Source organism: Stieleria varia (assembly GCF_038443385.1).
Lineage (GTDB): Bacteria > Planctomycetota > Planctomycetia > Pirellulales > Pirellulaceae > Stieleria > Stieleria varia.
On record NZ_CP151726.1, the window covers coordinates 513,588 to 526,366 of the forward strand.

Below are 12,779 nucleotides of genomic sequence, written 5' to 3' on the forward strand. Positions count from 1 at the left end.
GGCCGACATTCGATACTCAGGGGTAAGAACGCAATCCTACTTTTTCACCGCACATTCGTCAAAGATCCAGTAGGGCCAACTCTGGACCGCTCAAAGTTTGGTGTTGTGTCATTAGGGGTTTGCGCAAGTTTTCTGTCACCTCCACCAAGGAACTTGGGGGAGGTCGGATCGAGCGAAGCAAGATCCGGGAGGGGGCCTACGCGCCGCAAACCGCGTTGGTGAGCCTATTCCTTCACCCATACCCCCTCCCTCGCATTCGCCTAAACGGCTAAGCGCGACCTCCCCCAAGTTCCTTGGGGGAGGTGGCACGGGGAATAAAACGGTGGCTTCAACAAGACGTGTCAACAGCAAACTTTGAGCAGTCCAGGCCAACCCTGGACTTTTAGCCGTCACATACCATTAGCGTCCAAACGGCTCACCCTTGCATTCCAGATTTTGACAAAACCGGCACTCTCCTGAATCAGTGGTGCGCCGGTGCGCCCGATTACTTCTTGCCCGCGCTGCCCCACCAGTTGTCGGGGCCTTTGTAATCGGCGTCCAGAAATCCGGCGTGTTGTTTTTCCAAGCGTTGCATGCCGGTTGTTTTGAGGCTTTGAGTCCTCTCCTCTCGCTTGGCAGCATCGAATTGCGGGTCCGCAGTCGGCATGACCGCGCCGCTGGACTGAAGCCATTGATCCAACTCGGCCCTCAGTGATCGTACTCGATCGGGATTTTGTGACGCGACATCGGTGGTTTCGGCTGGATCATCCGACAAGTGATACAGCTCATCGCGTCCGTCTTCATGGTAGTGGATCAACTTCCAATCGTCGTGCGTGATGATCGACGACGGTTCACCGCCTTGATTGCCGTAGTGCGGATAGTGCCAGAACAGTGGCCGATCGGCGATCGTTTTGCCATGGAGAATCGGCGTCAATGAAACACCATCGATGTCTTGATCGGCCGGGACATCCACGCCTACCAGGTCCAACAGGGTTGGGTACCAGTCGATACCGCTGACCGGAATGTCGCTGGTCGAGCCAGGTTTCGTCACTCCGGGGGCTTTGATGTAGAACGGTTCGCGAATGCCGCCTTCCCACTGGCGACCTTTGCCACCACGCAGCGGCAGGTTGCTGGTGCAGAACGCGTCGCCGGAGGAAACGCCACCGTTGTCGGACGTGAAACAAACGATCGTGTTCTTGCTCAAGTTCAGTTCATCGAGTTTGGCCAAGACCATGCCCACTGCGTCATCCATGGATTCGATCATCCCGGCATAGATCGGACAGTCTTGGACTTGGCGGACGGCCAAACGTCGGTCGAAGACAAAACGCTGTTCGGCCAAGCCCATCGCAACGGCTTTGTCTCGATACTTCTGCCACAACTCCGGCGTGGTCTGGATGGGACCGTGCACACTGTAGAACGACAGATAAGCCAAGAAGGGTTGATCGCGATGTGTGTCGATGAAGTCGACCGTTTCCTGAGCCAAGCGGATCGGCAACGATTGTCCGTCTGGACCGGATGGCAGTTCAGGATTCTTCCAGGGCGAGAAGTAACCGCCGCTGGGACTGCCGCTTTCGAATCCACCCTTGTTGATTTCGAATCCATGATATGTCGGTCGCGAGTCCACGCCGCCGAGGTGCCATTTGCCCGCAAAGAAAGTTTGGTAGCCGGCATCTCGCAGCGTTTCAGCCAACGTGATTTCGGACGCGCGAAGGGCGCGATCGTACTCAGGTGGCAACAGGGAATCATGCCGGTTCGCCTTTCGCCATTCCTCGCCCGCGCGGTCGCCGATCCAAGTCGTCACGCCATGCTTGGTCGGGTACTTTCCCGTCAAAATGCTGGCACGCGAAGGACTGCAGACTTGGCAGGTCGCGTAACCACGCGTGAACTTCATCCCATCGGCCGCGATGCGATCGATGTTCGGACTCTCGTAAAACTCAGAGCCTTCGCCGCTGAGATCTCGCCAGCCCAAGTCATCGGCGAGAATGAACACAATGTTGGGACGATCCGCAGCGCTGAGGTGACTGGTCGCGATAGCACAGTACAAAGCGACCGCAACAACGGCGGGGAACAAACGGACTCGTGAACTCACGGTTTTCTCCGGAAACAAAGGTGGGCAGAAAGGCTGGACGCACATGATACTTGACGTCACCTCGCCTGGCCGTGTCGTAAAAGTGCTAATGCCAGCAAAAGTGTTCGGTTGGCAATTTCGTCTCGGACGTTAAATTGGTGAAATGAGCATCACGACAAAACCGCTGCCGACCATCCGTCAATTGCCACCCAATTTGGTCAACCAGATTGCTGCAGGCGAAGTCATTGAGCGACCGGCATCGGTCGTCAAAGAGTTGATGGAGAATAGCATCGACGCGGGGGCATCGCGGATCGAAGTCACAATCCAGGGGGGTGGCAGTGAGCTGATTCGAATCAGCGACAACGGTTGTGGGATGACGGCCGAACAATTGCCGCTGGCGGTCGCAAGTCACGCGACGAGCAAGTTGCCTGAGGATGACGACTTGTTTTCGGTCAAGACGTTGGGGTTTCGCGGCGAAGCCATGGCGTCGATCGGCAGCGTGTCGCACTTGACGATTCGCAGTCGGACCTCCGAAAGCGATGCGGGTTCCGAGTTGCAAGTTCGCGGCGGCGTGATCGAACCGCTCGCGCCCTGTGGATGCCCCGTGGGCACGGTGATGGAAGTTCGCAACTTGTTTTTCAACACTCCGGTGCGTCACCGATTCTTGAAATCGGCGCAAACCGAACGCGGTCACATCGTCGAGTCATTCACACGACTGGCGCTGGCCAATCCCGACATCCACTGTGTCCTGACCAACAACGACAAACCGCTTTACGACTTGCCTCCGGTGGATCAATGGTCCCAACGTATCGAAGCGTTCTTTGGCGGCGAGATTGCCGATTCGTTGATACCGATCGAGAGTGATGATTCCCAGATCTCGATCCACGGATACGTTTGCGATCCATCAGTCAGTCGAGGTAACGCGAGGATGCAGTACTTGTTCCTCAACGGTCGCCACATTCGAGACCGATCGTTACAGCACGCGTTGGGCGAAGCGTACCGGGGGCTGTTGATGGTCGGTCGTCACCCGGTTTGCTTTTTGCGAATGAAGCTGCCTCCGGAAATGATCGACGTGAATGTTCACCCGACGAAACTGGAAGTGCGATTCACCGATGGCGGGCGAGTCTACAGCCGACTGCTGCAAACCTTGCGTCACCAGTTCTTGAAGACCGACATGACACAACGTGTCGGGCCGGCGACCACACCGGCCTCTGGTGACGATGCGATCCTGGCAGACCCGGTTCGCAGTGAGATGGGCATGTCCGTTCGCGTCGAACAGGCACACCGTCAATCGGTGATCGACTGGGCGCGTACGGGGCAATCAACGAGTGAGCATACGATGGCGGGCAGCACGCCCGAGAGCACGGTCGCAATGCCCGGTGCCGCGGGGCGATCACTGGGAATTCCTGCTTCGGGTGTGCCCGAGTTTCAACCGTTCCCCGGGTCCATGGGCAATCGTTCCTTTGGTTCACCCACGGATGATTTTCCGAATGGCAGTGCAGCATCAACTGGTTCATCGGTGCCATCGGCCGACACGAATGCGAGTGCGGCGGGGGAACTTGCTCCCTGGGATATCGATCCTGCCACGGAGTCCTCGTCCAGTGCAGCGCCGGTTGATGGAGCCATCGACTTGCAGCGGCCCGCTGTCTGTTACCTGGGATTCCAAGTTCACAATCGGTACTTGGTCACTCAAGATGAAAAGGGAATGGTAGTGATCGATCAACACGCGTTGCACGAGCGCGTGTTGTACGAGCGAGTCAAAGCCAAAGTGCTTGGCAGCGGCGAAGCTTTGGAGTCGCAGGGACTGTTGGTCCCCGAACCGGTTTCGTTGACACCGGCCGAACGCACCGCAGTGTTGGAACATCAAGAAACGCTTGCCAAGATCGGCATGGTGGTCGAAGAGTTCGGTGGCGAGACGATCGTGATTCGATCTTATCCTGCGATGCTAAAGAACACATCGCCGGCGGACATGTTACGCATTCTGATGGAATCCGTCTTGGGCGCAGGCCGTCCACCGGAACCCATTGAGTTGCTCAACCACATGCTCTCGACCATCGCGTGCAAGGCGGCGGTCAAAGCCGGCGATCCGCTGCGTCCGCAAGAGATCCAAAGTCTGTTGGAGCAGCGGGACTTGTACAACGACACGCACCATTGCCCCCACGGTCGCCCCACCGCATTGTTTTTCAGCCGAGACGAACTGGACCGCATGTTCGGCCGCCTAGGCCCCCGCGCACGCCAGTAAAACCATCGGCGCTGCTGTCCAGGCTTCAGTTGCTCAGCACTGAACTCCGTACCCCATCACACCGACCTCCGGCGTTCTCGTCAGCCCCATAGGCTTCTGGGGCCACAGCTTTCGGGAGCTTCCGGGGACACAGCACTTTATCGAGAGCCCTTCGACCGGGCTGAGGATAGATTGGGCAAAAAAATGTGTGGGCAAAAAGATCAAGTGATTGGAAGACAAGGAGAGGTGAAGGATAAACGGGCTGACAGAAGGAAGTGCTGGTGGATGAAGCCAGATTTGGTGAACCGCTCCTGTGGCTGGAACGACCTTCAAAAAAAGTTGATCAAGGAGGTTCGAATAAAACCCCGTTCTCCTTTTTCTGAATAGAAGCTCCTTCCGTCGAGCTTGTCTCGGCGGAGGAAACATCTGACGGCTAATTGCGCACGCCAACAAAACCTCCCCACCGCCCGCGAATCGCCTTTGGCGTTTCGCGGGCGGTGGGGAAGTGAATGCGATTGTATTGACGGTAGCTGCCAGTTGTTGCTCCGAACCGGGGCAAGCCCGGCGGAAGCAAAGAATCCATCTTATGTAGACCGTGAACAATGAGTCACAGCCTGTGAAGGAAACCATCCGATCTCAGTTCGGCCAAGAATGCGACATCAAAAAGGCCGGTAACACGCCGTCGCTTTGCGACCGCGAGCAAGTTGAATCCCGAAACCCGAGTCTGACCCCACGTCACCCTCCTGCCCCCATTCGGCAAACATACAAAAGAGTCGCGAGCACTAAGATCAGGTATGCCACGCTAGCCATCTGCATTAGCCTTCGACCCTGCCACCAAGCAATAAACGCGATGATGGTGCCAGCTGATGTCCACCCGGAAACAACAGCTCCAATTAAGTCAGCAGTCACCAGCATCAGATCTGACTTCGGAAACGGCCTTGCTCCTGCAAATTTCAGTGCAATAATAACGAAGATTGACAATGAGACAATCGCGATCATTTGACGAATACCTCTATCGATTTTGGAATCGTCAAAACGATATTCAAAGATATTGATATTGTTGCCAGCCCCTTCGTCTCCAGAGCCCTTCACTCTAGCATTACCCAAAACGGACAAGGACGCAAACATACCTATCACATACAAAGTCGAAAACGATTGAGAGTCCATCAGTCTGTCACACTTTCAATTGTTTGTGAAGAAAAGTTGAAATCTAAGGGGTCAGGCCTCTTTGTTGGGATTTTCCGGGAACCGGACCCGCTTTCGGCCCCTCGGTCGCATGGTCGAGTCCAGATGAAGACGGCGGGCAATGCTTTCAACCCATCCCTCATCGCCCAGCGGCTTGCCACGTTGGGCCGACAGGCGGCACGCGGCCAATTCTTCGTCGCTGAGGCATTGATTGACTCGCTCGGTCCAACGGGGAAGCCGCGATTTCGGCCAGCGCGAAAGCAGCTTCGGATCCGGAGCGTGCAGCCAGTGCCATAGCGATCCCCAACGCCAGTCCTCCGCTCGCTCGACCAAACCCGCTCGCAACGCGTTGCGTTGGACGTACCGGCAAACCACGAAAAAATGCTCATCGTCTTGGAAAGGAAAGCTCTTGTATCGTTGTTGATAAACATGTCCCGTGCCGCCGGTGTGGTAGGGCGAATGATACCGCATCGTGTGCGTTCCTCCGACCCACGCCATGAATCGACTCATTTCCCCATCGACCAACGGTCGCAGAACCAGATGGTAGTGGTTGGGCATCAACTGGAAGGAATACAACTCGTTTTGGTGAATTTGCAACGCTTCATGCAGGATCCGCTCGAAAACAGCGTAGTCGGCATCTTTGTGAAAAATCGTCGCTCGCAAATTGCCGCGATTCAGCGCGTGATACAAACCGCCCGCTTCATCGGCACGTGGTGGTCGGGGCATGGAAAGGTTCTCCGAAAAGGGACGTTTGACACAGCGTGACCTGCGAAGAACCCAAAACAAAGAGGCCTGACCCCTTTGATTTTTGACCCCTTTGATTTGTCCAGCCCCAAAGGGCTAAACGTCCAGCCACACTCTCCGCAATCAAAATTCAGTCCTGGAACCTTTTCTTGTTCGCACCACTCGTCCACTCTGGCTCCCTGGTATGCCCCCAAATCATCGAAAAAGTAGATATGGGACCATCCAAATGCTCCATTGGAAGAACTATTAACCCTTCCAACTCATGGAGACATTCAGATGGCCACCAAGACTAAGTCTACATCAAACGGCAAGAAAAAATCTGCAAAACGACGCTACATCGGAAAGCCCACTGGTGTGATCCAGCAACGAGTTCTAGAAGCCACGCCACAGCGGTTTGGCATCGTCTCGGTTGACTGTGCGAAACGTCGATCCAAATGGTTGCTGTGCGACTACTTTGGCCGCGTCATCATCGAGCCATCGACTGTGGAGCACAACGCAGGTTCCCTCGCTGCAATGACACAGCAAATCCAGATCGCTTGCGAGGCAGAAGGGATCGTCGACTGTATCGCAGCGGTTGAAATGACGGGGATTTATCACAAGCCGATCGTTGCGGCATTTCAGAAAGCGGGTGTCGAGACTCGCATCGTCCACCCTTTTGCATCATCCCACTACCGCAAGGCACTGCATCCCGACAGCAAGACCGATGACAATGATCTCGAAGCGATCTTCCATGCTGCAGTCAACGGATACGGTCTTTCGATCCTACCGGTCGATGAAACGTATCTTGCCCTACAGCGTCTTGTTCGTCACCGACGCAATCTGGTAAAGCAGCGATCGAGAATTCAGGTTCAGGTGCGAGCACTGATGCATCAGTCGATGCCCGGTTACGCTGACTTATGGGAGGATGACAAGTTCTTCTACAATGCGATCGGATTTGCGGTTGCAAAACCGTTCTCGTCAGCCGAGGAGATTAAGCAAGCCAAGTCCAGTGGGATGGCTCGTTTCTTGCGAAAGAAGAAGATCCGTTTTCAGGAACGTACTCTCGATAAGATTTATGCGTGGAGCCTACAGGCCGCAGAGCCAGTTGTGTTGCAGTGTCTCTTTACCGAGCAGTGGAAACAGCTTGCAGAGATCCACACGATACTGAGTACGCAGATCACTGGAACAGAGATCGAAATGGCTCATTTCCTTGTGAAAACGCCTTATATCCTCCTCTTGTCGATCACCGGCATCAATGTCGTTTCGGCTGGTGAACTCGCCGGAGAAGCCGGCCCGATCGAACACTATGCCTCTCACTCTGCAATCAATGGTCGTGCAGGATTGTATCCCACACGTTACCAAAGTGATGAAGTGGACCGCACCAATCACGTTGCCAAAAACTGTAACCGTCGGCTGCGAGCCGCTTGCATCCTGATTGCAAAAAATCTAATCAAGTGCCACCCCTTTTACCGTGGCCTAGCTGCAGTCTTGAAGAATCGCGGTGTTGCAACGATGGACCGCCTATGTCGAATGGCCAACCGAGCTAATCGGATGGTATTTCAAATCGTCAGCGGACGACAAGTCTGGCGTGGCAAAGGAATCGACCGCGAAAACCTGCTCTTCAAACTGCGTGAATTCCATCGCGCCCACGGCACGCCTTTGGACGAAGTGGTTGCCGACATGAACGAAGCCTTCAAGTGGCTTCCCAAGGCTACGTATGGCGACGAAGCCAAACCGCTGTTGGAAATGGCTCAAAAAAAACGTCGCGGGGCAGCCTCAATCGGAGATTTACTAATCCCATTATTGATTCGTCTTGGAGTGCTTCAGGAAACTAAAGTAGAATCAAGTTCGTCCGAAGCTTAGGGCCCGCATTGGCTTGTCAACGCTGCGCAGGTGGCACACTGACAACATCAATCGGCTCCCGAGGGCAGGCGTGGCTGTGAGAACAGCTGCGGTCAACAAGCCCGTGGAAGAAGCGTGGTGCTCTGTCAGCGGTTCAAACGCCGGATAAGACAGTGTGAGGCTTCTAAGCTTCGGATATCTACCAGGGTGGCGAGACTGAACCATCCAAGCTGACGGAGACGTGCTCGGCAGCCGACAAGCCATTGGACTTTGAGTCGCAAAAAAGTTACCGTGAGGTAATGCCGCTACCGGTTCGCGCACATCGCGCAATCACAAACGAAACGAAGTTCGGCCATGACAGTGCTTCTCCCCCAGCTTTTCTTGGGGAGAAGGGCTGGGGATGAGGGGGCTCAGCGCTGAAACTTGCTTCACCCAACACGCATCCATCCCAAGCGACTTCGAGCACGAAAAGCCAACTTCAAACTTCCAAATGTGATTCGATCCTACTTCGGTCTCACCCAAGACCCCTTCGCCGTGGGCGACATTGAACTGCTCTCCCACAAGCAAGAAATCCACGACACGCTACCCGTCCACAGCCAACAAGGTGGCTTGTGCTTGGTGGTCGTAAGCACCGGAACGGGCAAGTCCGTGATCAAGGAGGTTCGAATAAAACCCCGTTCTCCTTTTTCTGAATAGAAGCTCCTTCCGTCGAGCTTGTCTCGGCGGAGGAAACATCTGACGGCTAATTGCGCACGCCAACAAAAATTCCCCACCGCCCGCGAATCGCCTTTGGCGATTCGCGGGCGGTGGGGAAGTAAATGCGATTGTATTGACGGTAGCTGCCAGTTGTTGCTCCGAACCGGGGCAAGCCCGGCGGAAGCAAAGAATCCATCTTACGTAGACCGTGAACAATGAGTCACAGCCTGTGAAGGAAACCATCCGATCTCAGTTCGGCCAAGAATGCGACATCAAAAAGGCCGGTAACACGCCGTCGCTTTGCGACCGCGAGCAAGTTGAATCCCGAAACCCGAGTCTGACCCCACGCGAAGCGTCACCCTTATTTGTGAATTCAAGCCAAGAGCAAGGGTTCACCACAGAGGGAGACGGTTCGGCTTTGACCAGTGAATGCGTGCAAGAAGCACATCGCCGCGATAGCCGTCGCGTGGCATCCATTCGCCGACCGTGACCCAAGATTCGTGCGGGCTGACATTCGTCACATCGAAGTTGCCCATCAAAGCGACTTTGTTGGGATCATTCACGCCATCGCCGACCAGTGGCAAAACAACGCGCTCAGTCGATTTGATCAGGCAACGCCGACGCACGTCCACCTGAGCCAACCACAACGGCGATCGCCAACGCATCACGTTTTCGTTGGTGGGGTCTTTTCGAGTGTAAACGAGGAACAATCCGTCGCTGTGAGTCAGCCAGTGTTGCTGAGTTGTGGACATTGATAGAGGCGTACCGTCCTCCCACGACCAGGGCTTTTTTTCCTCCCAGTTCAGCCCGTCGCTGCTAACGCTCACGTAGCCGTGATCGTCTTCGGCTCGGATTGTCATCCAGAAATCATCACCGAATTTCGTGACGCTGGGCTCGAGCAGACCGCGACCTACGGGATTGTGCAGTGCAGGCCCCGCCTCGGTTACCTTCAGTTCGCTGCCGTCGAAACTCGAGCGAACGCCGGCAACCATTCGATCCTCCGCCTTCGGGCCAAACGTGAACGACATTTGCACGTCTCCACTTGGCAGCACAACGCGCTGTCCACAATTGTTGGAATAGATATGAGCGCCGCGCGGATCGTCCCACTTCAGGATCTTGCGTTCCGACCACGTGCCGTCCTTCGCCCGAGTCGCATAAACGGGATACCGAGCCAACTGTTCCTTTCTGGCGAAGTAGTCTCCCTTGTAGAACACCACATGACCGAGTGCGAGTACGGTGTCGGTTTGTGGATGATATTGCGGAGTGACATCACAGACGCCGGCCATCAGCCCGTCGTCTCGGCCAGAAACCGGCTTTCGCCCCAGAGAAGGGATCTGCTGAGGTTTGCTCCAGGTGCGTCCCAAATCGCTTGAGGCTGACCAATGAACGGGCCCAAAGTAATCCGAGCCACCAATTTCCTGTAGGTTCATCATCGCGATGGGGCGTCCGTCCGAGTCAGGCATCATGCAGACTCGAGGGTGAAACCAAGTACGGCTCTTGCCATCACGATTGCTCCATAGGGTTTGCTTTGTGATTGCGGTGATCAATGAGTCATCTATCGGTTTTGCCTGGGCAACCGAATCGCGATCCGCAGCGGCGTACTCTTTGAGCTTGGCAAGGAGAGTTTGAAATCGCTCGGGTTGCTGCTTGGCGAGATCCTGAGTTTCACCTGGATCCTTTGCGATATTGAAGAGTTCTGAGGTGCGTGATTCGCCCTCGCCGTGTGTCACCAGCTTGTGGTCACCCAGTCGCAGTGACGATGCCCGCAGTCGCGGTCCTGCGGTATAGATCGCACGATCAGGAATCTTGGTCCCATTCAGCAATAGTCCCGACAAGTCGGTGCCATCCCATTTCAGATCACTCTCCGGTTTGAAACCGGAGAGCGAACAAAACGTCGGCATCCAGTCGATGATCTGTACCGGCGTCCCGTTCTTTCCTTTCGCGATCTTGTTCGGCCAAGACACAATCGTCGGTACTCGCGTTCCACCTTCGTAGACATCACCTTTCTGGCCTCGCAGCGGTTGATTGTTTCCTGTGAGTCGGCCATTGGGGCAGTTGTCATCGGGATACTTCAGGTCGTTGTTTTCGACCGTGCTACCGCCGTTATCGCTGGTGAAGACGACAAGCGTGTTTTCACGCAACCCTTTCTGGTTCAATGCGTCAAGAATTCGCCCCACCGAATGATCCAGATGCATCACCGAGGCTGCATAGTGCCGCGCCACCTCGCCGGAAATTGACTCTGGAACGCGATCCAACCACTGTTTCGGCTCCTTCAGAGGCAGATGGATCGCAGTGTATGGCAAGTACAAAAAGAATGGCTCTGCACCACGCGACTGGAGCCAGTTCACGGCTTCATCAGTCAATAAATCAGTGACATGTCCTGACTCTTCGATCAACTGCTGATTGCGATGCCAGGCAAAGGTGAATGAGCCTTTCTTGTAGCGATGATTCCACGGGCTGACGCCTCCTGCCAGCGAACCGTATGAATGATCGAATCCGAACTCATTCGGCCCCCACTTTGGCAGCGATCCCAAGTGCCACTTTCCGGCAAGACACGTGTCGTAGCCTTGTGTTTTCAAGGCTCGTGGCATCGTCACCGTATCCATTGGCAGCGCCAGCGAATTGGTTGGCGTCGTGATCCCGAATCGGCTCCAGCATCGTCCAGTTAAAAGCCCCGCTCGTGTTGGGCTGCACACCGGTGCCACGTAATGCTGTGTTAGTTCAAGCGAATCGTTTGCCAGTTGATCCAAACGTGGCGTTGGCGCATTGCCACCATGAAAGGCAACGTCTGCCCAACCCAAATCGTCCGCCATGATGAATACAAAATTAGGTGGCGAACTTGACCATGCAAGTGAGTGTTGGCAAAGCGAAGCGAGCAACAGGCAACAGAAAAGTCGGATGTGAGAATGCATGAGTCACCTATTGGAAGAATCTATTGCACTTGATGTTCAACGGCGTTGGCAAAGGATGGCGGGTGATCAGGGGGAGCACATCGCTGCTTGCACCGAATCGCTAGCCGATGTCGGCGGCGATCCGCACCAATTTACTCCATTTGACGCTACCTATTGCCATTCGTGTCAGTTCTTCGACTAGGGTAATTTAGGAACGCATCATCAAGAGATGGCGTAATGGATTTCGCCAGAAAACCTGTACGAAAGGAATTCGGGCGAATCCCACTACCGTTTGAGATGTTCACACAGAGAGTGAATTCTGACATGTCGAAGTTTGTTATTTGGTTTTGCAGCATCGTGGCGATTACGGTTTGTCCCGTCGCTGCACAGGACACACGTTCGAAATCCGGAGACTGGATTTCGATCTTCAACGGCCAGGATCTCACCGGCTGGCACAAACAGAAACTGCGGGGGCAGCACGGAACTGGCGGAAACTGGGACGTCACCAAACACGGAGTCCTCTTTGGCGAACAGGATCCGCCCGGATCTGGAAACGGCGGACTGTTGCTGACGGATCAAGTCTTTTCAGAGTTTGAACTGGAATTGTCGCTACGTCCCGACTGGGGACCAGATAGTGGCGTCTTCGTACGAACAGGTGAGCGAGGCGGAGGCTGGCAAGTTTATGTCGACCATCACGATAACGGCAACGTTGGTCACATCCGACTAGAAACAAAACCCTACAGCGTGCCGTTTCGCCCCTTCGGTTTCTCTCGAATTGATCCCCAGCGACCGCCTTTGAAAATGATTGACGACGTGCGTACCAGGAACTGGCCGCGTGGTGTTTATGAGCAGACATGTTCCAGAGAAGAATGGCTGGCCGTCTGGAACCCCGACGATTGGAATCAAATGCGCATTCGAGTCACTGGCGGACAGTTGCCCGTCATCGAAGTCTGGGTCAACGACCTCGCTGTCTGCCGCTTCGATGCTGCCAAGACGAAACATCCACAGTTTGACCGTGATCGAGCGAGAGAAGTGGTACTGGAAGCTGGTTCGATCGGTTTCCAGGTCCACGGTGGTAAGAATTGGGAAGCCGGCAAGCGAGTGTTTTGGAAGGACGTGAGAGTAAGAACGTTGCAGCAGGATGACCAGTGAAGTAGCCATGAACATGAAGGTC

The 12,779-nt window shown here is 54.9% G+C and carries 7 protein-coding genes; 3 read left to right on the forward strand and 4 right to left on the reverse strand.

Translation table 11 applies throughout. From position 1 onward, the window contains the following. Positions 1-484 precede the first annotated feature (484 nt). Entirely contained in the window at positions 485-2,068 is a 1,584-nt protein-coding gene (locus Pla52nx_RS01920; RefSeq protein ID WP_231741638.1) for a sulfatase, read from the reverse strand. A gap of 142 nt (positions 2,069-2,210) precedes the next feature. On the opposite strand from Pla52nx_RS01920, the gene mutL reads away from it, so the two are divergent. Continuing rightward, complete coding sequence (gene mutL / locus Pla52nx_RS01925; RefSeq protein WP_146518026.1) at positions 2,211-4,289, forward strand: DNA mismatch repair endonuclease MutL; 2,079 nt, start codon at positions 2,211-2,213, stop codon at positions 4,287-4,289. A gap of 714 nt (positions 4,290-5,003) precedes the next feature. Here the strand turns inward: mutL and Pla52nx_RS01930 are convergent. Together Pla52nx_RS01930 and Pla52nx_RS01935 are read right to left on the reverse strand one after the other, a co-directional pair. Further along, positions 5,004-5,435, reverse strand: coding sequence for a hypothetical protein (locus Pla52nx_RS01930; RefSeq protein WP_146518027.1), 432 nt, complete (start codon positions 5,433-5,435; stop codon positions 5,004-5,006). A gap of 51 nt (positions 5,436-5,486) precedes the next feature. Then, a complete protein-coding gene (locus Pla52nx_RS01935; protein WP_342190326.1) occupies positions 5,487-6,179 on the reverse strand; it encodes a transposase in 693 nt (230 codons plus the stop codon). Positions 6,180-6,473: 294 nt separating this feature from the next. Between Pla52nx_RS01935 and Pla52nx_RS01940 the strand changes: the two genes are divergently transcribed. Then, positions 6,474-8,039 carry an IS110 family transposase gene (locus tag Pla52nx_RS01940; protein ID WP_146518029.1) on the forward strand — a complete coding sequence of 522 codons (1,566 nt, stop codon included), beginning with the start codon at positions 6,474-6,476 and terminating at the stop codon, positions 8,037-8,039. 1,067 nt (positions 8,040-9,106) lie between these two features. On the opposite strand, the gene Pla52nx_RS01945 is transcribed toward Pla52nx_RS01940, so the two are convergent. After that, the gene (locus Pla52nx_RS01945) at positions 9,107-11,626 is read right to left on the reverse strand and encodes a sulfatase-like hydrolase/transferase (protein WP_146518030.1); all 2,520 of its coding nucleotides are present in this window, start codon (positions 11,624-11,626) and stop codon (positions 9,107-9,109) included. A 303-nt stretch (positions 11,627-11,929) separates the two neighbouring features. Between Pla52nx_RS01945 and Pla52nx_RS01950 the strand changes: the two genes are divergently transcribed. Beyond that, complete coding sequence (locus tag Pla52nx_RS01950) at positions 11,930-12,757, forward strand: 3-keto-disaccharide hydrolase (protein ID WP_197454210.1); 828 nt, start codon at positions 11,930-11,932, stop codon at positions 12,755-12,757. Positions 12,758-12,779: the final 22 nt, after the last annotated feature.